The organism is Georgfuchsia toluolica, assembly GCF_907163265.1.
In the GTDB taxonomy this organism is placed as follows: domain Bacteria; phylum Pseudomonadota; class Gammaproteobacteria; order Burkholderiales; family Rhodocyclaceae; genus Georgfuchsia; species Georgfuchsia toluolica.
Map to the genome: position 1 here is coordinate 3,133,431 of NZ_CAJQUM010000001.1, position 24,025 is coordinate 3,157,455.

At 52.6% G+C, this 24,025-nt stretch carries 18 protein-coding genes and 2 pseudogenes; 15 read left to right on the plus strand and 5 right to left on the minus strand.

Annotated features, from left to right (window positions below):
* Positions 1-37 precede the first annotated feature (37 nt).
* On the plus strand, positions 38-595 hold the full coding sequence (locus K5E80_RS14875; RefSeq protein WP_343213252.1) for a thioesterase family protein: 558 nt from the start codon (positions 38-40) through the stop codon (positions 593-595).
* A gap of 151 nt (positions 596-746) precedes the next feature.
* Entirely contained in the window at positions 747-1,529 is a 783-nt protein-coding gene (locus K5E80_RS14880) for an enoyl-CoA hydratase/isomerase family protein (RefSeq protein ID WP_220636898.1), read from the plus strand.
* Positions 1,530-1,603: 74 nt separating this feature from the next.
* Here the strand turns inward: K5E80_RS14880 and K5E80_RS14885 are convergent, their stop codons facing one another.
* The 3 genes from K5E80_RS14885 to K5E80_RS14895 form a co-directional block, all read right to left on the minus strand.
* On the minus strand, positions 1,604-2,386 hold the full coding sequence (locus tag K5E80_RS14885; RefSeq protein ID WP_220636899.1) for an SDR family NAD(P)-dependent oxidoreductase: 783 nt from the start codon (positions 2,384-2,386) through the stop codon (positions 1,604-1,606).
* 86 nt (positions 2,387-2,472) lie between these two features.
* Positions 2,473-3,249, minus strand: a complete 777-nt coding sequence (locus K5E80_RS14890; protein WP_220636900.1) for an SDR family NAD(P)-dependent oxidoreductase — start codon at positions 3,247-3,249, stop codon at positions 2,473-2,475.
* Between the two features lie 136 nt (positions 3,250-3,385).
* The gene (locus K5E80_RS14895) at positions 3,386-4,231 is read right to left on the minus strand and encodes an enoyl-CoA hydratase-related protein (protein ID WP_220636901.1); all 846 of its coding nucleotides are present in this window, start codon (positions 4,229-4,231) and stop codon (positions 3,386-3,388) included.
* A 318-nt stretch (positions 4,232-4,549) separates the two neighbouring features.
* Here K5E80_RS14895 and K5E80_RS14900 point away from each other — a divergent pair, with 318 nt between their 5' ends.
* The 5 genes from K5E80_RS14900 to K5E80_RS14920 all read left to right on the plus strand — a co-directional run bounded on the left by K5E80_RS14900 (position 4,550) and on the right by K5E80_RS14920 (position 9,958).
* A complete protein-coding gene (locus K5E80_RS14900; protein ID WP_220636902.1) occupies positions 4,550-6,244 on the plus strand; it encodes a methylmalonyl-CoA mutase family protein in 1,695 nt (564 codons plus the stop codon).
* A 16-nt stretch (positions 6,245-6,260) separates the two neighbouring features.
* Positions 6,261-6,653, plus strand: coding sequence for a cobalamin B12-binding domain-containing protein (locus K5E80_RS14905; protein ID WP_220636903.1), 393 nt, complete (start codon positions 6,261-6,263; stop codon positions 6,651-6,653).
* A 188-nt stretch (positions 6,654-6,841) separates the two neighbouring features.
* Entirely contained in the window at positions 6,842-8,503 is a 1,662-nt protein-coding gene (locus K5E80_RS14910; protein WP_220636904.1) for a class I adenylate-forming enzyme family protein, read from the plus strand.
* A 251-nt stretch (positions 8,504-8,754) separates the two neighbouring features.
* The gene (locus K5E80_RS17240) at positions 8,755-8,967 is read left to right on the plus strand and encodes a transposase (protein WP_425514544.1); all 213 of its coding nucleotides are present in this window, start codon (positions 8,755-8,757) and stop codon (positions 8,965-8,967) included.
* 130 nt (positions 8,968-9,097) lie between these two features.
* A complete protein-coding gene (locus K5E80_RS14920; protein WP_220636905.1) occupies positions 9,098-9,958 on the plus strand; it encodes a 3-hydroxybutyryl-CoA dehydrogenase in 861 nt (286 codons plus the stop codon).
* Between the two features lie 227 nt (positions 9,959-10,185).
* On the opposite strand, the pseudogene K5E80_RS16840 reads toward K5E80_RS14920, so the two are convergent.
* A pseudogene (locus K5E80_RS16840) lies at positions 10,186-10,500 on the minus strand (transposase); the annotation flags it as partial.
* 741 nt (positions 10,501-11,241) lie between these two features.
* On the opposite strand from K5E80_RS16840, the gene K5E80_RS14930 reads away from it, so the two are divergent.
* From K5E80_RS14930 to K5E80_RS14965, 8 genes and pseudogenes are all read left to right on the plus strand, one after another.
* Positions 11,242-12,912, plus strand: a complete 1,671-nt coding sequence (locus tag K5E80_RS14930; RefSeq protein ID WP_220636906.1) for a DUF1302 domain-containing protein — start codon at positions 11,242-11,244, stop codon at positions 12,910-12,912.
* A 29-nt stretch (positions 12,913-12,941) separates the two neighbouring features.
* On the plus strand, positions 12,942-14,348 hold the full coding sequence (locus K5E80_RS14935; RefSeq protein ID WP_220636907.1) for a DUF1329 domain-containing protein: 1,407 nt from the start codon (positions 12,942-12,944) through the stop codon (positions 14,346-14,348).
* A 195-nt stretch (positions 14,349-14,543) separates the two neighbouring features.
* Positions 14,544-15,653, plus strand: coding sequence for a WD40/YVTN/BNR-like repeat-containing protein (locus K5E80_RS14940; RefSeq protein WP_220636908.1), 1,110 nt, complete (start codon positions 14,544-14,546; stop codon positions 15,651-15,653).
* 69 nt (positions 15,654-15,722) lie between these two features.
* Entirely contained in the window at positions 15,723-18,167 is a 2,445-nt protein-coding gene (locus K5E80_RS14945; protein WP_220636909.1) for an efflux RND transporter permease subunit, read from the plus strand.
* 76 nt (positions 18,168-18,243) lie between these two features.
* Positions 18,244-19,293 (plus strand): universal stress protein, encoded by a 1,050-nt coding sequence (locus tag K5E80_RS14950; RefSeq protein ID WP_220636910.1) that lies wholly within the window; start codon positions 18,244-18,246, stop codon positions 19,291-19,293.
* A gap of 261 nt (positions 19,294-19,554) precedes the next feature.
* Positions 19,555-19,695: pseudogene (locus K5E80_RS14955) on the plus strand (IS3 family transposase); the annotation flags it as partial.
* Between the two features lie 615 nt (positions 19,696-20,310).
* Positions 20,311-21,819: a class I adenylate-forming enzyme family protein gene (locus tag K5E80_RS14960; protein WP_220636911.1), complete on the plus strand. Its 1,509-nt coding sequence runs from the start codon at positions 20,311-20,313 to the stop codon at positions 21,817-21,819.
* A gap of 138 nt (positions 21,820-21,957) precedes the next feature.
* The gene (locus tag K5E80_RS14965) at positions 21,958-22,818 is read left to right on the plus strand and encodes an amidohydrolase family protein (protein ID WP_220636912.1); all 861 of its coding nucleotides are present in this window, start codon (positions 21,958-21,960) and stop codon (positions 22,816-22,818) included.
* A 379-nt stretch (positions 22,819-23,197) separates the two neighbouring features.
* Here K5E80_RS14965 and K5E80_RS14970 read toward each other — a convergent pair whose 3' ends face one another.
* A complete protein-coding gene (locus tag K5E80_RS14970) occupies positions 23,198-23,725 on the minus strand; it encodes a MarR family winged helix-turn-helix transcriptional regulator (RefSeq protein WP_220636913.1) in 528 nt (175 codons plus the stop codon).
* Positions 23,726-24,025: the final 300 nt, after the last annotated feature.

Below are 24,025 nucleotides of genomic sequence, written 5' to 3' on the forward strand. Positions count from 1 at the left end.
CGTCCTAAACTTGACGCGGCCGGTACCTATGGTGCCAATGCAATGGCGCACCGCGATTCTTCACGAAGGGAAAAGGCTGCAAATCCTGCGGGCCACGCTGATTCATGAGAAACGCGAAGTCGCAGACATGACAGTGGTACGCATTCGCATCAGCAAGAGTCCGACGCCTGTGCCACTGCGAAGCTATCCCGGCCCAGAGCAGTCGCAGGCGGTGCCGCGTTCACACCTTCCGCGTAGTTTTGAACTGCGATCAGTGCCTGGAAGCGAGCGTCCCGGTGGCATAGCCGTGTGGATGCGCATGGGCGCGGATCTGTTTCCAGGGCAGCCAGCCTCGCCACTAGCGCACGCGATGTGCCTTTGCGATTTCGGCAGTTCGCTCTGCGGCCCGCTAGACCGAAGCAAATGGATTTATCCGAACTTCGACTTGACGATGCATGTCTTCCGCGAGCCCGTAGGCGAATGGCTGCTGCTAGATGCAGACATTGAGACGGCCGGCTTGGGGATGGCCCTGGTGAGCGGCATTCTCGCGGACCAACAAGGAGCATTCGGACGCGCACATCAATCCATTATTATCACCCCGGTTGCGGGCACCTGACGCACTATCATCACACGCCGTGATCGAGGATCCAGCCAGTCTCGAGTATGCGTTGTATTACCGGATCTGCCCATGATTGTGCGATGCACGCGTCCGAGTCGGCGTGAGCCTCCCGTTTTTAACAGTTGAAACAACATAAGGAACGCAAGCGATGGAACCCCAATTGCCTTTGATCTATGAGAAAAACGGAGCGATAGCCCGCATTCAATTCAATCGGCCCAAGGCCCTGAATGCCCTGGATATCGCTACGGCGAAGGCTTTCTTGACGGCCTGCCAGGCAATTGCTGCGGACGCGGAAGTACGTGCCGTAGTGATCAAAGGCGAAGGGCGGGCGTTCATGGCTGGCGGTGATCTGGTGCAGATGCGCAGCGATCCGACTGCTGTGGCAAATGAATTGATCGAGCATATGCACGCGGCGATCAAGTTGCTTGCCAGTGTGCGTGCGCCGGTAGTGGCTAGTCTCCATGGTGCGGTGGCTGGCGCAGGCTTTAGCCTTGCGCTGGCTTGCGACCTGGCGATAGCGGCCGAAGGTACCCGATTCACTCTTGCCTACGCCAACGTGGGTACCGCTTGCGATTGCTCGGGCTCATGGAATCTGCCACGACAGATCGGCTTGCGACAAGCGCTAGGAATTGCGCTGCTAGGCGAAACGCTCGATGCAAAGCAGGCATTACAGCTTGGCATTGTCAATCGTGTTGTTCCGGCCGCAGACCTGCAGATGGAAACCGAAAAACTGGTCCAGCGGCTTGCCAACGGGCCAACCGAGGCGTTCGGACGCATCAAGAAACTGATCAGGAATTCGCTGGACTGCGATCTTGCCACGCAGCTAGACGCCGAACGCGACAGTTTCTTGGCTTGTACACATACACAGGATTTCAAGGGAGCACTTGCGGCATTTGTGGAAAAGCGTCCCCCCAAGTTCGAAGGCAGGTAATTGTCTGGTCGCTAGTGGCGATTCGACCTTCGCGCTTGCCCCGGGGAGCAAGCGCGAAGTTTGGTGCTGTCGCGTTACCGTTCGAGTACAGGCCTAACCCCACCTTGAACCGAGAGTCCACCGTCAATGACCTGGGAACTGCCCGTTGTGAAGCATGACTCGTCACTGGCGAGATACACAACAAGGTAGCCTATGTCGATGGCTTTGCCAAATCTGCCTAATGGCTGTGCAGCCAGGGCTTCGGCCGTGGATTCCTTGGTTGGCCATACTTCGTCTAGCATAGGCGTGTGGATTACCCCTTGCACGATGCAATTCACCCGTATATTGAATGGCGCCAATTCAATGGCTGCCGCTCTGGAGAAAGCATCGACAGCGCCTTTGCTCGCAGTGTATGCAGAGAATCGTCCGCAGGCATTGATTGCCGAGAGAGATGCTGAATCTATAATCGATCCGCCCCCGGCTTGTTTCATGTACGGGACAACTGTCTGAATTCCGACAAACTGGCTCCACGCATTGACGTCCATGACCTTTTGCCAATGCTCATACGTTAATAGATCGTAGGTACAAGGTGCCAATATTCCGGCATTATTAACAAGGATCGTAATTGGACCGAACTTCTTTACGCCTTCTTCGACTACCTTCACCCACTCATCTTTTGAAGCAACTTCGTGATGAAGGGCAATAGCACTTTCCTTGAACTCCGTATTGATCTTGGCGACGACCTTCTTGACGTTGTCAAAATTGATATCGGTTGCGATGACTTTTGCGCCCTCTTTGGCCAACAAATAGGCTATAGCCTCACCTTGACCGCGTCCTGCGCCCGTAACGAGTGCCACTTTGCCGGATACTCTTCCCATCTTGGTTACTCCTCTATCTAGTCGATAAATACAGCTCTAAATGAATTGATCGACAATGTCCGCCGGTGCGCGCCAGGTCTTCCAGACTATCGGACCGAAACAAGACCGCCATCGACTGGGAGGAGCTGACCGGTAATAAAGTGTGACGCATCGCTGGCCAAGAACACCATGACGGGCGCCAAGTCGCGGGCGCAGTCCCCGAACTTACCACCGAGCGGAATGGCCTTCGCAGTCTCTTCGTCATGAGCCGCCAGGGCTTCCGGCGTCATCGCCTTACGATATGCCGCATACATCGGTGTCACCACGTATGGAAGCACTGCGTTTACTCGGATCCCGCTAGGCCCCCATTCACGGGCGACAGTGCGCGTCCACGTATGAACTGCTGCCTTTGTCGAACCGTAGGTCGCGTTCTGCAATTCACCTGTGAACCCTGCCTCTGATCCAAAGTTGATGATATTCCCGGTACCGGCAGCACGCATCGCATTGAAGGCCGTCTGGTTTGTCAAAATCGTCCCCAGTACATTCACGCGATAAAGCAAATCAAAAAGCTCATCCGTAACATCTGCTGCCGGCATGCCTCGCCACACACCCGCAACGTTCACCATCACATTAAGCCCGCCCATTTTGTCAATCGCTGCAGCAAAGGCCGACTCGACATCTTGGCGTTTAGCCACATCGCAGTGGTAAAACTTGGCACTTCCAGGCCCGTGCTGATTCGCCTCCGCTGCTACTTTCTGGCCAAGGGAGTCATTGACATCCATAGAAGCCACAGTAGCCCCCTCGGCAACATAAGCGCGCACCACCGACTCACCAATGCCTTGAGCACCTCCAGTTACGATGATTCTCTTTCCTTCAAGTTTCATGACGTCACCCACCCAAGTTAATCAAACAATTGCCTTCGAGGTCGGCCCTCGGCGTCTGCTGTTGCATCGATGAGCTGACGTAACAACAAGCAAAAGGCGACACATCAGCCCCACCGATCAATGCGGGCCGTCTTACTTATTCCTTGTCATCGGCTTCCAGGCGTTTTCCCCAAAAGTTTGGTTTCCGTTTTTCGAGGAAGGCCGCCGAACCTTCTTGGCACTCCGCCATATCGAACCAGTCCGGATAGAGCAACCTGCTTTGCTTGCCATATGCGCCAGTCATGTGATCCATGTCTGCGTCAAAGGACGCTTTAAGAATTTCTACGCAACCGGGGCTTAAGCTTAATAATTCTTCACACCACTTATCTACCTCTTCTTCCAGCTTATCCAATGGAACAACGGCATTGACCAAGCCCATTTCCAAGGCGTCCTGCGCTTTGTATTTCCGGCATAGCAACCAGATTTCTCTTGCCTTTTTCGCCCCTACGACCCTGGTCAAATAGGCTGGAATGTATCCGTCCGCAGGGCTGCCGACCCTGGGTCCATTCTGGCCAAAAATAGCGTTTTCAGCGGCTATCGTTAGGTCAGACATGTAAGCCAAGTGGTTGCCAGCGCCGATGCAGTAGCCCCTCACCATCGCAATCACCGGCTTGCGGCACATCAAAATTAGCTGATTTGGAGGGAACCGCCAGTAAAACTGTTCCCTAAGCCCTTTTTGTTCCCAAACCATGTCTCCGCCGACGCAAAAAGCCTTATCCCCCGCGCCAGTCAATATCACAGCTCCAAGCGATTTGTCATGACTGGCGTCGTAAAAGGCATGGAACATTTCTTCCATGGTTTTGTCCGTGAAGGCATTCAATTTATGAGGCCTGTTGATTGTGATTCGGGCAATCCCACCCAGCAGAACCTTATGCCACTTCTTTTCATAGATGATGTCCGAAAACTCTTCACCAGCAAATCTTTCCCAGTTAGTCCATGCCATTTTCACTTCCCTCCGCCGTTCTTCGCTAATCAACCGTTGAATAAAGCAAACTTTAAATATTGTAGCTAAAATTAAACAACAGTGTTGATATATTTAACGTACGTGTTGACTTATCGAATGAGGTGGTGCATCCTATCAACAAAGGAAGGTTTTTCGCTTGAAAGCTAGTTGTGCGTTATGGGCGATGGTGGAAGCGGAATGGGTTAGGCAATCCGCCATGAAAAATACTGTGAGTGGTTCTTGTGCGGTCGTGGTTCTTAGGCGGACGTTTTTGTCTTTGCTGTAAACAAACAATATTAGATGAAAGGTTGCAAACCCATGTTTGATAAAAAATGTCTGCAAGACATTAGGTCCGCGATGGACAAATGGGAATCAGGAAACCGGCAGGAATTCGCAAAGGAAGCAAAACAGTTTGCGACGGAATCCGGGATTCCGGTTGGACGTATTTACACCCCACTTGATCTCGCCGAGAAAGGTTTTGATTACCTCAAGGATTTGGGTTTCCCCGGCAGTTATCCTTTTACCCGCTCAATAAGCCCTGTTGGGTATCGTGATGGCGTCTGGAATTCGTCGCAATATTCCGGGCGCCCTACTCCCGAAGAAACCAATACGCTCTGGAAAACGCAACTAGCAGCTGGACAGAGCCGAGTCTATGTCGCTTATGATCTACCATCTCAACTTGGCTACGATCCAGGCCATTCGATGGCAGAAGGTGAAGTAGGCCGGGTGGGTATTTCCATGTGTTCTTTGCGAGATTGGGAGGTCGCATTTGACGGCATAGACATCCGAAAAACAGTAGTTTCACAAGTTAATAATGCGATGGCCATTACGGCGGTGGCTTGTCATCTTGCACTAGCCGAAAAGAGGGGCATACCCTTTAGCGAATTATCTGGGTCTTGCCAAAATGACATTCTCAAGGAATACACGTCCCGCGGCAATTATGTCTTTCCGCCAGCCCCCGGGATGCGGTTAGCCATTGACACCGTAGCCTATTGCGGTGAGCATCTTCCGAACTACATGCCAATGACGGTGAGCTTTAATCACCCAGCACAAGTCGGCGCACATCCTGTTCATCATATTGCTTTCGCGCTTGCTAATGCTTTCGCCTATTATCAATATTCTACGGATCGCGGACTGGATATCGATACCCTCGCTCCTGGCATCATGTTCCTTGGTGGTATAGGCCATCACGATTTCTTCGAGGAAATCGCTAAATATCGTGCGATGAGAAAGATCTATGCGCGAGTATTAAAGGAACGGTTTAATGCCAAAAAGCCTTCCTCTATGGCTGCGAAATTCCTGGGAGGTGCTTGTGGAACAGACATGTACAGGGAGCAGTATTTAAACAACATTGCCCGCGGGGCGATCACTGCTCTAGTGGGGATCTTGGCTGGAGTCCAGATTTGCGATCTCCGTGCTTATGATGAACAGTATGGGATTCCGACAAATGCGGCGATAATTACCGCGCTTAGAACTCAGCAAGTAGCCTTCTATGAATCAGGCGCAGCGGATACTGTGGACCCATTGGGTGGTTCATACTTCGTTGAGTCACTGACGCTCGAGTTGGAAGAAAGAATCAACAAGGAGCTGGAACGGATTGAACGGCAGGGCGGTGTGCTCGCTGGCATAGAAAGCGGTTATTTCCGCAGGGTCATGGCTGAAGACGCAATGGCCCTGCACAAACGGTTTGAACGAGGTGATATCACTCGTGTAGGGGTAAACCGTTTCCAGAACAACGATGAGGACCAGCCTCCAACCACCGTTTATCGTGCCGACCCTAAACTGGAAGGACATCGGGTTGCGGCTGTTAACGAATTGAAGCGCAACCGAGACAACGAAAAAGTAACCAAGGCACTCGCTGCTGTTAAAGCAATGGCCATTGCGGAGGCAACGGCAAATAATAACATGATGCCTGTGATGCTGGATGCGGTTAAGGCTTATGCGACGTATGGAGAAATTTGTGATGTTTTGAGGGAGGTCTGGGGTGAATATAAGGAACCCAGCTTCCTTTAACTTGGAGTCTGTGAACGTGGAAAAAGGTAAACGGAAAAGGATTTTGCTCGCTAAGGCGGGCTTGGATGGCCATGATCGCGGTATTGTGCTCGTAGCTATGGCTCTCAGGGATGCCGGGATCGAGGTTATCTACACTGGAAGACACCAGTCGGTTGAGCAGATAGTGTCGGCCGCTATTCAAGAGGATGTAGATATCGTGGGTCTGAGCTCTCTTGCCGATGCACATATGGTTTTGGCACCGCGAGTGGTAAACGGTTTGCGTAAAAATGGAGCGGCCAATATCAAGGTGATCTTGGGCGGATTCATCCAACCTCAAGATGAGCCTTTCTTGAAGGAGGCCGGTATCGCAAGAGTATTTGGTACCAGCTCAAAATTGGATGACATCGTAAGTTATTGTCACGCTGCCTAATAATGAGCCATTGTCAAGTTTGGAGTATGGCAAGAAATCACGCTGCTTGCCCACCCGACAAGCATCTAAGCTGGTTTCAATCGCATACCATGGCATCACGCTAACGACTCTTTTCGTCCGGACGCGTTCCGAGAATCATGTACCTTAACACCGCGTCCGTTACTGGCCGCCGAGATTGTGTAAATAATATGATGATAGATTATAAAACATTCAATTCACCTGAGCTAATCAGTAACTTTCGGCAAAAAGGTTACTGGCCTGGCAAAACACTGAATGACAGTTTTGAAGAAGCCGTCCGCAACTTCCCTGATAAAAAGGCCCTGATCCAAGATGACAGGGTCGTGACGTATAAAGAATTTAAAAGAGCAACCGATAGGCTTGCGGCGGGATTGCGGCGAATTGGCATTGACCGTGGGATGGTGGTGTCCGTTCAGTTGCCTAACTGTATTGAGTTTACCTACCTTCAAATAGCCCTAGCAAGGATTGGCGCCATAATCCAGCCAATTCACATGCCGTTCCGGAGCTACGAGGTTGAATCTCAATTGCGTTTCTGCGAAGCATCCGCTGTCGTCATATCGCCAGAATATAGTGGCTTCAATTATATGGAGATGATTCAGGAGATCAGACCCAAACTTTCCCACCTACGCTCAGTGCTGACAGTGGGCGGACGTATAAGCGGAAATGACTTCTACTCAATTGAAGAAATGTGTGAGACCGGATCCTCCGATGAGACATCTGCAAAGGAAGAACAGATTGACGCTGATGACACGCTGCTCCTCAATTTCACGAGTGGAACAGAGGGTAATCCAAAGGGGTTTCTCCACACACATAACACCATAGTTGCCCATAGTGGGCGTACTGCCAAGGTCTTGGGCTTTCGCGACACGGATGTGTTCCTGTCCTTTAGCCCTATGACTCATACATTCGGGCACATCATCACCTATTTTTCCGTTTTGTCCGGCGGCACAATAGTATTTGTACCAAAGTATGATCCGGCGGAATCTCTGCGGCTTATCGAAAAAGAGAAAATCACCTACATGCAGGGGACTCCGGCACATCTAATTGGTACGCTAAATCACGCAAATTATGTTGCTGATAATTTGAAATCCCTTCGCATGTGTTTTACCGGGGGTTCTCAGGTACCCACCAAATTGGTCAAACAGCTTAGGGATGAAATTGGCTGTCATGTTGTTAACGCTTACGGCCAAGGTGAAAATCTAATTCATACCATGGGTTCTACTCTGTGGGATACGGACGAAAAGATGTTTTCGACCGTTGGGCGGACGATGATTGGAACGGAAATTAAATTAGTCGACGAGACCAGGGAAAAGGAAGTTCCCTTAGGTGAGGTTGGTGAAATTTGTTTCCGTGGGCCTTCCCTGTTCATTGGATATTTCAAGAATCCTGAACTTACTGCACAGACCAGAAATGAGGAGGGCTGGTTTTTTACCGGTGATGCAGGATATCTTGACGATCAAGGATATTTGCATCTCTCCGGGAGAAAGAAGGAAATGATTAACCGGGGTGGCACCAAGATATACCCCCTGGAAACTGAAAACCTGCTGCATTTTCACCCAAAGATTGATCGAGTCGCGGTGGTAGGCATGCCCGATGCCAGGCTGGGTGAACGGGTATGCGCTTACATTGTTACCAAGAAAGGACAGGCACTCACCCAAGAGGAGGTTGCAGACTATCTCAACCAACATAAGGTTTCGCGATACAAGATTCCGGAAAGGATAGAGCTGATTCCGGAAATGCCACTGAACCCCACGGGAAAAATCAATAAGTTGCAGCTTACCAAGAATATCGCTGACAAACTTATCGAGGAGGGCAAGTGGCAAACTGAATAGCCTCTTATCGATGAAGTCTTGACAGAATTGCCGAAGAAATTGTCATTTTGGGTATGTCATAGCAGGGATGGTCTGAAACTGCGGAACGAAGCAGGTTCGCCATCGCTCGTCCTCTACCGATTACCTTAACCTGTTTGGTTCCGGCTCCACCTGCTTAGGGAGGAATGATGTCATGCGACGGTACAGATACCCGAGCCTCACGGTGTTTCCTATTGAGCATCACTTTGCATGGGTGACGAAATGCAGATCACGTGCATATTCTGGCGAGTCGACCGCCGAAATATGGCGCCAAGCGAGGTCATGAGGCGGTCAAGGGGGACATGTCGAGCAAGCTGTTTGAGAATTTTTCCGCACTGAAGGAAGAAGTACTAGGGTCGGCATTTTGGGCGAGTGGGTATTTCTGTGCCACATTAACCCGAATGATGAAAGAAATGACCAAAAAAGTATTTGGAAGATCATTTTGAGCCAAAGCAGAATGACGATTTCAAAATGGAATCCGAGTAAGACGCGTCGTTTAGGTGAAGCATATCCGGACTTTAAGTCCGCAATTCAAACCCACCAGCTTTAGCTGTTGGGTGTTTAATGGAGCAGGGCATGGTTGATAATGAATTTAAGAAAATTGCAGTAATCGGCGCCGGTACGATGGGCAACGGAATAGCACAGGTCTGCGCGATGGTTGGTATCGAAGTCACCATGTTGGACGTATCTGATGAAGCGGCCGGACGCGGCCTAAATACTATCTCCGCAAGCCTTGATCGATTAGTTAAGAAAGACAAGTTGTTGCTCGCGCAGAAGAATGAAATTCTTGCGCGGATATTCTGCACTACGGACTACGCTGCAATCAACGACTGTTGTTTGGTAATTGAAGCCGCTACAGAGAACCTCGATCTTAAGAAGCGAATCCTTAAGCAGATCGATGCGAAAGTTTCCAAGGAGGTAATAATTGCAACAAATACTTCATCGCTCTCTGTCACTGAGCTGGCGGCGACGATATCAAACCCTGAACGATTTATTGGTATTCATTTCTTCAATCCTGTACCAATGATGGCGCTTGTGGAGTTGATTGTTGGAATGCAAACGTCACCTTCTACTTTGACGCGCATACAAAGCTTTGCAAAAGTTATTGGGAAAGTCGCGATCACTGCAAAAAATAGTCCGGGTTTCGCGGTCAATCGTGTTCTTTGCCCAATGATTAATGAGGCAATCTTTGCGTTGCAGGAAGGTTTGGCTAGTGCTGAGGACATTGATATTGGTATGAAAATGGGTTGCAATCATCCGATCGGGCCATTAGCTTTGGCCGACCTGATTGGCCTAGATACCTTTCTTTCTGTCATGGAATCGTTCTGTCGAGGTTTTGATGACCAAAAGTATCGACCTGCGCCACTTTTGAAGGAAATGGTTGCTGCGGGATATCTTGGGCGGAAAAATGGGCGTGGCTTCTATTACTACGACTAACAGCAAACGCCATCAAGGGGTGGACGAGCGCAAAGACAAGATTGATTCTTCTATCTGCCTAGCTACAGCCCTGAACTGAATCTGGAAGCTCAGAGAGCCGGCCCCGTTTGATTGGACAGGATTTCCACGGAGATAAGTGGAGCCTTGCGGTGTAGCGTTATCCACGGTGCGGCCCGCCGAAGGTCCTTTTAGACCGTAGGCGGGATGCGCGGTGGATATCGCGGTCATCATGCTGCGATGCTTTCCTGCGGCAGACCGGTGAAGTAGATCGTATCGGGTGTGTTGCCGTCAAGCGACTGATGCGGCCGGTGGGTGTTGTAGAAATTCAGGTAGGTGCCCAGGCTGGTCTTGGCGATCGATACCGAGTCATAAGCCTTGAGGTAGACCTCTTCGTACTTGACGCTCCTCCACAATCGTTCGACAAAGACGTTGTCACGCCGGCAGCCCTTGCCATCCATGCTGATCTGAATGCCCTGTCCCTTGAGCAGCCCGGTGAATTCGTTACTGGTGAATTGGCTGCCCTGGTCGGTGTTGAATATCTCCAGCCTGCGCCGTGCTGTCGCCGAACACTTGGGCCGAGCGTTCCAACAATTGGCTCTCCCAGTCCGTGATCTGATTGGGATGGACATCGAATTACTGCGCCAATTCCGCCAGCGTCTTGTCGCCCTTCAACGCCGCTATCGCCACTTGTGCCTTAAACGTGGCGGAGTGATTCGGCCGTTTCCTTCTTGCCATGCTCCTGCTCCATTTCATGGCCCTGCCGGGCCGTGGGTTGAGCAAAGCTATCACTTATCTCCCTGTCCGAATTCCTGGGGCCGGCTCTAGCATCGCAGCATGATGACTGCGTTATCCACAGCGTGGCCCAACTCAGATAATGCTTTCGCGATACTAAGACTGGACTACAGGCCAGCCAGAGCAAGAATGTTGTAAAATAAACATACTAGTTGAAATATTAAACGAATGCGTTGACATAAAGAAGAATATAAGGCATTCTGCAAGTTAAGGAGGAAGTATGCCTCGCCCTGAATATGCATAATAATTTGGCCGGGGCACAGAATGGATCGGGTAAGCGCTGCGGGAATGCATAGATAGGGCGCACGATTGTTGCTGACAAGGCTGCCGATATCGGCGACCTGTGCCGTTGGACAGACAGAGGCTACAGGCGGCCGAGGCTCCGAGTTGCGGTGTGACTTGCGCAATGGAACTGAAATACGAGTGTGAGGGATCAGTTAACCAAAACGTAACAATAGCAATAATGCTATGACAACCGAAGGAGAGAGGGTATGAAAATGTTAGCTGGGGGACGCAGTTACAGGGCAGTAATGACTATGGCTACGGTGGTTTCTGCCTGTTGGTGGGCCGGGACCGCGCAGGCATACAAATTCGACACGGATCCGGACTGGGCGGTCAATTTTGACAACAACATCCAGTACTCGGTGGGTTGGCGGACGAAGGATGTGGATTCGAAGGCTGGCAACATGCTAGGTAGCAGCCAGGGGGACTACAAGTTCCCGAAGAAAGGTGACATGATCACCAACCGGATTTCGGATTTTATCGAAGTACAGGGGGTCTATAAGAAGGATATGGGCTTCCGCGTAACGGGCTCGATCTGGCAGGACTTCGCCTACAGTGACGAAGCGAAGATAAACCCGGCGCTTGCGGCGATGAATGCCTATCCCTCGGGAAGGTTCTCCACCTACACGAAGCGCTTCTACATTAAGGGCTCCGAGTTTTTGGATTATTTTGGATTCCTCAATACCAAGGTCGGCGAAAGCCAAACCCCGGTGCAGCTCAAAGTGGGCAGCTTGTCTCAGTACTGGGGCAACTCGTTCTTTTTCCCCTTTACCAACATCGCCTATTCGCAGCATCCCATCGATTTCGTAAAAAGCTTTGCGCAGCCGGGTTCGGAAGTCAAGGAATTGTTCCTGCCCCGCAGGCAGATTCTGTTGTCCACGCAATTGACGCCGGAGCTATCATTGACGGGGCAATATTTTCTCGAATTCAAACCGAACCGCTACCCTGAAGGGGGTACCTATTTTGGCTTTGTCGATATGCTGTTCAGCGGGCCACCGGGGACGGGACCGTTGGCGTTCATTTCCCCGATCAACGATAATCTGATCAAGCCGAAGGACAACAACGGGAACTATGGCATCAAGGTCGGTTGGTCGCCTGAGTGGGCGAACGCGGACATGGGCTTTTACTATCGCCAATTCGACGATACGGACCCATGGCTATTGTCAGTCAGTCCGTCGACGGGACATATCCAAAACACATTTGCGCAGAAGGCCAAACTAGTCGGCTTCAGCTTGGAGAAGTCCTTCGGCCTGATCAGCACCGGCCTGGAAATCAGCAAGCGGATAGGCACAGCACTGAACAGCAACGTGGTAGGAGTCCCAACGAATGTTGGTGCCACGGGCGATCTCACCAATGTGATCGCCAACACCTTCATTCAGTTAGGCAAGACGCCGCTCTGGGATGCCGGGATTCTGCTGGCGGAAATCAGCTTTACGCACCTGAACCAGGTAACACACAATGCCCAATTTTATAAAGGCGTAGGCTATGCTGGCTGTCCGGCAGGAGGAAGCTGGAAAGACGGTTGCTCGACGAAAAATACAACAGCGTTCGCGATGTTATTCAGCCCGCAATGGTTGCAAGTGTTCCCCGGTGTGGACTTGTCGATGCCGTTTAACTTGCAGGCGGGCATCAAAGGCGTGGGCGCCCATTCTACGGGTACCTTCTTTCCCGAAGGGGAAGTTATAACGTCGCTAGGCATCAAGGCAAACTACTTGTCAGTCCATTCAGTGTCGCTGACATACAGCCACTACCACTGGCGTCCCAAGGGCACAGGCGACAACGGCCTGGGGGCGGGAATGCAAGCCTATACCGGCGGTGCCGGCCCCGTAATGCTCAATGATCGCGACTGGTTGCAGTTACAGTTCAAGACATCATTCTAAAATTCTAATAGACAATGGAGACAAAAATAATGAAGTTCAAACTAGTGTTAGGTACGCTCATGGCCGCGGGACTGACGACGTTGCTCGCGCACCCGTCATTCGCTGCCGTCACGGCAGAAGAAGCAAAGCAACTCGGCACGACGCTGACCGAATTTGGCGCCGAGAAGGCGGGCAACAAGGATGGCTCTATCCCGGCCTATACGGGCGGCCTGGCGAAGCTGCCGAACTATGACCGCGAGAAGATGAAAAACTATCTCGATCCGTACAAGGACGAGAAGCCGCTGTACTCGGTCACCGCCCAGAACATGGCGCAGTATGATGCCGTGCTCACGGCGGGGAACAAGGCGCTGCTGACCAGGTACCCGGGTTACCGGATTGACGTATATCAGACCCACCGCAGCGTGCGTTATCAACCCTGGATCATCCAGAATACCCTGAAGAACGCCACCACCGCCAAACTGGCCGGGGAGATCGAGGGTGACGCCGTGGCGGGTGCCGATAAAAAGAATCTGCCCTTTCCAGGGGTTTTCTTCCCGATTCCGAAGAACGGCTATGAAGTGATGTGGAACCACAAGATGCACAACAAACCTGCGGTCAACGACGAGATAGCGAATGCTTATCTGGTCGATACCGCGGGCGGCGTGAGCTCCATGTCGGTGCCCCACCAGACTTTCGTCGCACCCTGGTACGATGTCAAAGGCAAGCTGCGTGGCGAAGCCTACGATAGCATCCTCGGCTTCCACGCATTGCAAACAGCGCCGCCGTCCGCCGCGGGCATCGTCTTCCTGAACTTCTACCTGGCGACCGCCGAGAATAACGGGCAGCGGGTGTGGTTTTACACGCCGGGCCAGCGCCGCGTCCGGGCGGCGCCGGAGTTCGCCTACGACGTGCCGATCGCCGCTTATGGTGGTGCGATTCTCTGGGACGAAATCTTCGGCTTTGTCGGACGCCTGGACCGATTCGACTTCAAGCTGGTGGGCAAGAAGGAAATGCTGGTGCCCTACAACATGTTCGCCATGACAAACACCATGACCAAGAAAGAGGACTACCTTGGGCCGAAATTCGTCAAGCCGGAAGCAATGCGGTATGAAAAGCACCGGGTCTGGGTGGTGGATGCGACACGCAAGGCCAATGCCCGACACGTCTATTCCCGGCGCACCTTTTACATCGACGAGGATTGCTGGTGTCTCGTTGCGCAAGAGACATACGACAATGCCGGCAAGATCTATCGCGTGATACTAGACACTCCTGTCCCGACGTATGACATCGGTGGCGTCAACGACTTCGGCTGGATTACCTACGACCTCATCAAGGGCAACTACTTCACGACCAACATGACGGGAGAGCCGGTCGGAATGATGCGCAGCTATGACACTATGGAAGGAATGAACATTCCCCTCACGCCGGCGGGGGTAGCGGCTGCAAGCGTTCGCTGAGACACCGCGTTTGTTCCGTAGTAATACCGGGCAGTCTGCCAGCGTGCAGGCTGCCCGGTAGCTTCCTGTAGTAATGGGGGCCTTGTGGGCGATAGCCAGTCTAGCGGCTGGTGTGATTGGCTTCGCTGATTGTGATGCCCGGCCCCGACCGCACCAACTTGGTAGAAAGAACCCGCACCCATCATGCTAGGCATCATGCATATACATCTATCCTCGCGTTCGAATCTGGCCCGCAAGATCTGCCATTGCGCGTTCGTCGGCGCATTGATCGGGTCTGCGCCGACGCTGGCGGAAACGAAGTTCCAGGATCCGCTGGATTCCCCCGCGGTAATGCGCACAGCAGTCAATACCCGGCCACTGATGGCCATCACCTATGCTGGTGCACAACTGATTGCGGTCGGCTCGCGCGGGATGATTGCCCGCTCGGAAGACCAGGGCAAGAGCTGGAGCCAGTCCGCGGTACCGGTGCAAAGCGATTTGCTCGCGGTGCATTTCCCCACCGCGCTGGATGGCTGGGCGGTGGGACACGACGGCGTGATACTGCATAGCAGCGATGGCGGCAAGAACTGGGTTAAGCAATTAGATGGGCGGATCGCGGCCGAAACCTTCAAAAAGTACTACGCCGCCCAGGCGGCCATTCCGCAGATAACGGAAGTGATCGGGCAGCTCAAACGCAACTACAAGGCAGGGCCGGCCCTGCCTTGGCTGGGTGTCTGGTTCGAGGATGCCAAAAAGGGCTTCGTCGTCGGCTCCTACGGCATGATTGCCGCAACGGTGGATGGCGGCAAGACCTGGGAGCCATGGCTGCATCGGATCGACAACGATCATCTGCAACCGCTCAACCTGAACTGCATCCGTGAGATAGGTGAAAACCTCTACATCGGCTCCGAGCGCGGCATGGTGTTCAAATTGGATCGCGGGCAACAGCGCTTCGACAAGACCGCGACCGGCTATGTGGGCAGCTTCTTCGGCATCGTCGGCAATGCCGATACGCTGCTGGCCCTCGGCCTGCGCGGCGTCGTCTATCGCAGCGGCAATGGCGGCGCCAGCTGGGAGGGACTCAAGATGGCGACCGAGGCCACCGTTACGGCCGGGGCAGTGAGCCGCGCTGCGGCGGGAGGGGTCGTACTGGTCAATAGTGCGGGCCAGATACTGCTGTCTAATGCGCAAATGCGCTCGTTCAGCGTGGTACATCCGGACAAGCCGATGCGCTATACAGGTGTGGTGCTGACCAATCAGGGCGCCGCGGTAGTCACCGGTTTGGACGGTGTACGCACCGAAACACTTATCGGCAAAGTCCAATAGATCGACGCACGACAAACTTCTAAAAGGTTTCCACAGGCTATGGTAGCAACGACTAACGAATTGGACGGGATGCCGGTTGTTGCGTCCCGCGAAGACTTCGACAAGACTTCGGGCGTGCTGCTTGAGCGCATGATTTTCAACAACCGCTTTCTGCTAGTCATGGCCTGCCTGCTGCTGACCCTTCTGCTGGGCTACTTTGCTTCGCGGCTGGAGATCAATGCCAGCTTCGAGAAAATGATGCCGCAGTCAAGCCCGTTCGTGCAGAACTATCGCGCTAACGCGGCCTCGCTCAAAGGTCTGGGCAATTCCGTGCGGATCGTTGTGGAGAACACCAAGGGCGACATCTACGATCCGGCCTACCTGGAGGTGCTACGCAAGGTCAATGACGAAGTGTTTCTGATCCCAGGCGTGGATCGTTCCTTCATGAAGTCGATATGGATGCCGGTGGTGCGCTGGACCGAAATCACCGAAGAAGGCTACAAGGGCGGTGCGATGATACCAGACACCTATAACGGGTCTGCGGAAAGCATCAAGGCGGTGCGTTTCAACGTCAACCGTTCGGGCATCGTGGGTTCACTGGTGGCCAACGACCAGAAATCCAGCATGATTTTCGTGCCCCTGCTCGAAACCGATAACGCGACGGGAAAGGCGCTCGATTACCGCGCCTTCAGCGATCAGTTATCGCAGATCCGCAGCAAGTATGAGAAAGAGGGGGTGCGCATCCACGTGATCGGCTTTGCGCAGCTGGTCGGCGACCTGATTCACGGGATGATCGAGGTATTCACCTATTTCATATTTGCCGCGGCGATTGCCATGGCTATCATCCTGCTGTACACGCGCTGCATCAGAAGCACGCTATTGGTGATCCTCTGTTCACTGGTTGCCGTCACCTGGCAATTGGGCTTTATGCAGCTGTTCAAGTTCGTGCTGGATCCCTATTCGGTGCTGGTGCCATTCCTGATCTTCGCCATCGGTGTGTCGCATGGCGCGCAGAAGATGAACGGGATCATGCAGGACATCGGACGTGGCACCCACCGCTATGTGGCTGCCCGCTACACCTTCCGCCGGCTCTTCCTGGCGGGTCTGACGGCACTGCTGGCCGATGCCGTCGGCTTTGCCGTGCTGTCGCTCATCGACATTCCAGTCATCCGCAGTCTGGCGCTTTCGGCCAGCATCGGGGTGGCGGTACTGATTTTCACCAACCTGATCCTGCTGCCGATTCTGTTGTCCTATACTGGCGTCAGCTCAAAGGCAGCCCTGCGCAGTATGAAAAGCAGTGAAGCAGGACAACATCCGCTGGAGCTCTGGCTGGGACGCTTCACCCAGCCGCGCTGGGCGACTGCGGTGTTGGTAATCACCGCCGCGCTGGCCGCGGCCGGTCTGGTGATTGCCTCACAGCTGAAGATCGGCGATCTCGACGCGGGGGCGCCGGAACTGCGGCCGGACTCCAAATACAACAAGGACAATGCCTACATCACGAGCCACTATCGGCTGTCGAGCGACCAGTTCGCCGTCATCGTCACGGGACCGGATGATATGCTGCTCAACTATGAGACGCTGCTGGAGATGGATCGTCTTGAGGAGGAACTGCGTGATCTCCCCGGCGTGCAGACGACGGTTTCGGCGGCCAGCCTGTCGCGGCAGTACACCTCGGCGGGATTTGAAGGATCGGAAAAATGGATCACGCTAAATCGCGACCCATACGTCAACTACGATGCGATCAATTATGTCTATGACTCGAATCCCGAGATGTTCAATAACCAGCGCTCGGTTGCCCCAATCATCGCCTTTCTGGCTGACCACAAGGCGGAAACCCTGACGCGCGTGGTGCAAACCGTCGAAGCTTTTGCCAAAAAGCACGACACGGCAGAGCGGAAGTTTCTCCTGGCGGCGGGCAATGCAGGCATCGAAGCAGCGACCAACATCGCGGTTACCCACGCCAATCGCACGATGCTGCTCTATGTGTATGGGGCGGTGATATTGCTGTGCTTCATCACCTTCAGAAGCTGGCGTGCGGTGGTGGTGGCGGTTGTTCCGCTGATGGTGACCTCGATCCTGTGCGAGGCGCTGATGGTGCTGCTGGGAATCGGCGTCAAGGTGGCGACCCTGCCGGTGACGGCGCTGGGCGTGGGGATTGGCGTCGACTATGCGCTGTATCTGCTGACTGTGCAACTGGTACAACAGCGTCAGGGGTTGGCGGTACCCGAAGCCTACCGCGCTGCCCTGGTGTTTACCGGCAAGGTAGTGGCGCTGATTGGCGTGACGCTTGCTGCTGCCGTGATTACCTGGGCCTGGTCACCGATCAAGTTCCAGGCCAACATGGGGATACTGCTCGCGTTCATGTTCCTCTGGAACATGATCGGTGCCCTGATCGTGGTGCCGAGTCTCGCAACATTCCTGCTACGCTCGGCCACGACAAAGAGCGCAATGCCGATCGATGCGCAGGTCGAGTGGGCCAGAGCGCTAGCACAGGAATCGCCTGATGGTGAGGATGCAAAGCGCTCACAAGCATAATATAGCCATTGCACATTGCAGTGGGCCAGTTCTTTCAGACTGGTGATGCTATACGTTTACTATCAAGGAGAAGACATTGTATCAACACATCCTGGTACCGATTGATGATTCGGAACTGGCAATTGACATCGCATCCAAGGCGGTCGCATTCGCAAAAGCCTTGGGCGCGCGCATTACCTTCCTCCACGCGCGCCCCGACTACGGCGCTACCGGCAATGGCGCCCTGGTGCGAGTCATGTCGCCGCGAGATTTTGCTGATCAGGCAGACGGTACTGCGAGAGCCGTCCTGGCCAGGGCGGAGAGCGAGGCGCGTGATGAGAGTGTAGCCTTTGAATCGATTGCAAAGACGAGCGATCGTCCCTACGAGGCCATCATCGACACTGCCGAGGAGCGCGGTTGCGATCTGATCTTTATGGCCTCCCATGGTCGGCGAGGCCTGAAGGAACTGCTGGTTGGCACCCAGACCCAAAAGGTGCTAGCGCATACAACCATCCCGGTGTTGGTCGCGCTGGTGGAAAATAGCGCGCAGTCAACGGAGATGAATAAGGCCATCAACATCATCCGCGGAGAGCACCAATCGATGGCGGCCGTCGTCCACGGCCTCAAGCATATCTTGCGGCAGGCGCGTGAGACTGGGAAGCCCGCCGACATCCGCTTGCTTCGCGCCATGATCCATTACTTTCTTGCCTTTCGCCGGGTACTGCATCACCCAAAGGAAGAGGGATATCTGTTTGCGCGACTGCGTGCACGTGCTCCGAAATCCGAAGAGCTGGTGTCGCGTCTGGAAGCTCAGCATCATGAATTGGGCGCTCTGCTTGAGGCGCTCGAGACAGCGTTCAACGGATACCAGACCGCACGAGATGCAGATCATCTGAATCAACTGACGCAGGCAGTTGATCGTTATTCCAGACTCCAATGGGAGCATATAAAAATAGAAGAAAAGTGCATCTGGCCAGAATGTCGCGCATATCTCACCAGCGAGGACTGGAAGGAGATCGCCAATGCTTTCGAGCAAAATGGCGACCCCAGATTCGACAAGGATCGTGAGGCCGGATTCGACCACCTATTCTCCAGCATCATGAATATGTACGAACGATCCGAGCGGGGTCAGGGCGGACACGTATAACGCCTCATTACCCAGGCGATGTGTCTTCGCGACGTTCGCCCAAAGAGCCGAACTTCAAGTCACGAAGTAAGTGGAGCCATTTGCTCACTTCCCAAGCCGGCAATTGCTTGAATATTGATCAGTTTAACAGGCCGCTGAAACCCCTCAGTACCAATGAATCTGTATGGCATATTGCTGGTTTTACGCAAAGCTGGATCAAGGGAAGAAATATGCTAGGCGTGGATATCACCCAGCTGCGATATTCAGCTACCGAACATTTAGCGCGCCAAGTACGGCGGTATAGACACCTCCATGATGGCTCGAATGAAGGAGTTGGAGCTTGAGAATGCCCGGCTCAAGAAGATGTATGCCGAGGAGCGGCTGAAAGCCGAGATACTGAAGGAGCGGATCGCCAGGAAGCTCAACGCCGACTTCTTCTTCGCGCATCCTTACGCTTCATGGGAGCGTGGCGCCAACGAGAATATGAACGGCCTGATCCGCCAGTTCTTCCCAAAGTAGACGCGCTTCAATTCCATCACTCCTGAGGATATTGCCCATGCCGTGGATCGCCTCAATCACCGACCCAGAAAATGCCTTGACTTCAAAACCACTCACGAGGTCTTCATGATGCAGCTACACTCGCGTCATAACTCCGTTGCACTCCAGAGTTGAATCCGCCTTTCATTAATGAAGTGGAAATGTAATAAAGCCTACAAAAGGCAGATCAACGCCAGCGTGCAAAGGATCAACACACACGTTGACTCTTCGCTTATAATGATGTTGTGTACCTAATTAATAGGCAATGACCGTTCATGAACTCGGCAACTCGGCCAGACTATCCGCTTTTCAGCTACGAGTGCTTGCTGCAAGACTGGGAGGCGGAAAATTTCAAGCCCACCGTACTGCAGAGGATCTATCAGGAAAACGCTGCGAGAGTTCTCGGAATAAAAGCATGACATCATCAGCACCGATTAAGGTCGAAAGCGACAAACTTTTTAGACAGTGCCGCGGCGGCGGCAAACCAGGAGGTATCTCGAAATGAATCTCGCCCACGATTTGGAGCGACGGGCACAAGAAGAACCGGGCAGAATTGGCCTTTACTTCAAGGATGAAGCCCTGACATTCTTAGGCATTGACCAAATGTCTAGTAGAGTCGGAAATTACCTAAAGAGTGTTGGCCTTGAGAAAGGGAAACGCTTAGCGATATTCCTGCCGAGTTCACCGCGGTTCATTGCCGCCCTTTTCGGCGCATGGAAAGTAGGGGCAATCGTAGTCCCGATCAACAACCTGTATAAGGATAAAGAGTTAAGGCACGGCTTGGAACAAACTAAAGCTGATGCTGTGATAACCGACAAAGATCATTTGGAGCGAGTAAAGAAACTGGGCATGAACTTGGAGGTGCTGTGTTACGACGACAAGTTGTTTGCCGGGTTTTCGTCAGCATGTCCCTCGTTCACTCCTGATGAGCAGGATATTGCCTTAATGCCATTCACGGGAGGCACCTCAGGCGAAGCGCGTGCAGCGATTCTCGGCCATAACTCGCAGTACGCTACGCTGTCCAATCTTGCTGCCATATCCAAAGGCAGGCCCGGCCCGTTTCCAATTGCCAGATCCAATACACCACCAAACTTCATAGCGATGCCCTTGTTTCACATGGGCGGGCTGATGTCCCTACTGATCGCTTACAACGTGGGACGCAGCGTCGTCTTGATGCGCAAATTTGAAGCGGAAACTTTTGTACAGTTGGTTGCCAAACACCGCCCTGATACGCTGGCGCTGATGCCAACCATGATACAGATGTTGGTCAACTATCCTGAAGAGGTGGATCTCAGTTCAGTCAAATCCTTGCTGAGCACAGGGCAGGAACTGAATCCCAGTCTTAAAAGGCGGTTTGAACTGCGTTTCAATATTCCGGTTATACAGAACTACGGTTCGACTGAAGCGGGACATATCGCAGGCTGGACCGTACGGGATATCACGGAAAAACGCTGGAAACCAGGCGCAGTGGGCCGCGTATACGAAAACGTCGAGGTATTTATCCGTGACCCGGAAGGCAAGGATTTGCCTGTCGGCAAGACCGGACAAATTTGGATCAAGACCAAGGGAACCATGGAAGGATACGCTGGCAAGGATTCCGTGAAAGAAAAGGTAATTAGTGAGGACGGCTTGGTCACTACTTCTGATCTGGGCTACCTTGATTCAGACAATTGTCTATTCGTAATCGGCCGATCCAGGGACATGATCAAGTGCGGGGGCTTTCAGGTGCTGCCAGGGGAAATTGAAGAAACACTCAGGGAACACCCAGCTGTGCTCGATGTAGCGGTAGTGGGGGTTCCCGACGAGCGTCTGGGCGAAATGCCCAAGGCCTTTGTGGTTTTGAAAGACGAGACTCAGGATAAGGACAAATTGGCACTCGAACTTATAGAGTTTTGCCGCAGCAAGATTGCCCACTACAAAGCTGTAAGGGCAGTCAGCTTTGTCCGTGAGATACCGAAGAGTGAGGTAGGCAAGGTGGTAAAGAGGTTCTTGCAGGAACAGGCGTCATAGAATTCTGTCGTTGCTTTGAGCCAGGTAGAGGGGTAGCCGCGGCAAGAAGATCGATGAGCGGAAAGTGTTCGACGCCTGCGCAGCGCCGTACCGCGAAGCCAGGCGGAAGCTTTACATATTTTTTACGGGGTACCAGCGATGAAAGTTATTGACCTACAAATCAACTTGATGAACAGGCAGTCTAAATGGCCATTGATCAAGGACGAACAGTTATATGCGGAGTTGACTAAGCACTTCAAGTCACCACCCATAGGACTCAACAAGTCCGAAGAAGAAATGGTTCAGGAACTCAGGGATTATGAGATAAAGGGCACCATCTTAGGCGGAGGCTGGAAGGTCCTTGGCTGGAACGATCTGGGTGAAATTAAAGCTAGGAATGATTACATCGGAGATTTGCAGCGCAAGTACAGCGATGCTTACTTTGGGTTCTGGGTCGGTATAGACCCAGACTGGGGGCATCGAGGGCTGCAGGAACTGGAGCGCTGCATAAAGGACTTGGGATCCTACGGGATCGCGGTTGGTGGCTCATTAACGGGCGTCCCGGCAAATGATAAAGCATGGTACCCGTATTATGACCTGTGCTCTTCAGCTGGGGTTCCGGTCAAGATCTGGGTTGGTATTCTGGCAATCAAGGGGAAGGTTCCCCTTTGGACAGAGAATCCCATTCCTTACGTCGACGACGTCGCCTTGAAATTCCCTGACCTCAAGATCATTTGTGCCCACCACCCTTGGCCATTCGACCAGGAAATGGCTGCCGTTTTAATTCATCATCCCAATGTTTATAACGAGCAGCATGGAACGAGCCCAAAATATTTTTCCGAAGCATTCAAAAGGGAAATCAACAGTCGGATACAGGACAAAATCATGTTTGGCTCGGAGTATCCTCAGCTCGGTTATGAGATGTTATTCAAAGCATGGGAGGCTCAAGGGTATAAGCCTGAGGTCTTGGAAAAGATCTACCGCGGCAATGCTCAGAGAGTGTTGGGACTTGAAATCTGATTCAGATTGAGAAATGAAGGCTCTATTGCTAGCTGTGGATTGAAACCGAAAAATCCGCTCCTAGCAAATTGTTTTAGAGCCATATCGTAACTCGATTGGACTCGATAAACCCCTTGTGCCACAAGGCTTCTTGGCGGTCTAGGACTTAACTACTAGAGCCATTTAGAAATCGTGACAAAATAGCTAAAGGCCTTTACAAACTGGCAAAAGAGTATCTATTTTGCAATATACAATGTCTGTCAAGTCGCTGCTACGGGGAAAAGTTGGGCAGCCGGCGTGATGCATGTAGGCAAAGGTAGCAAACGAAGCACAATGGTGAATGGTAATGCGATGAAGACGATCAACGATGGACTGGATTCCAAAGTTGCCAAACGAGTCGTCAAACTCGATCCATTACACGCGAAGTCAAACTAATCAACGAGAGTAATCGCACAAGTTCGTTGCGGTCGGTCTCTGTGAGCCTGTGAATATTCAAATCATTCAATTCTCGTTCGGCGATAGTCATTTTTTCTAGCAGCCGCTGTCCCTTTTGCGTCAGATAGATTCTCTTGATGCGTTTATCGATCGGGTCGCCTTGGCGTTCCACCCACCCTCTGCTTTCGAGTCGTTCAACTATTGAGCCAAGGCTTGCCTTCCCTACTTCCAGGATATCGGCAAGCTCTACCTGCGTCATGCCGTCTTGTCGGGCCAGATTTGCCAATACCCACCACTGGGCGCGTGTAACCCCCAACGGCTTCATCAGTTGATCGAATGCTTTGCGGCGCGTCCGCGATACATCTTGAATTAGAAATCCTAGCTTCATATCTCGACGCTGGCTTGCTCCCAGATCGGCAGCCGACGTGTGTCTATTGTCGCTGGATGCATTCTGCCGCATTTTCGCCGTCTTGACCGCCTTTGCTTTGGTCATACCTATGGGCCTCCGTTTCTCATTAGGGTGGAATTTTATCCGTGAATCGCCCCGGCTTTGCTAGACACCTCGGGGCCTTACACTTGAGGCAACCACGGAGGTGTCATGAGCGGCAGGCGTTACATCCAGTTACCCTGCCCCATACGAAAGTCGGATGAATCCAATTTCAATTTGAAATTCCAGGTTGACAAAACAGTATGCATATCATACAGTATGATAAGCATACTGAAAACAAGGCGCATGGAATGGAAACGGAGTTTGTTTCTCCTTTCAGCGTCGTGGATAGAGTCTATGGCATTT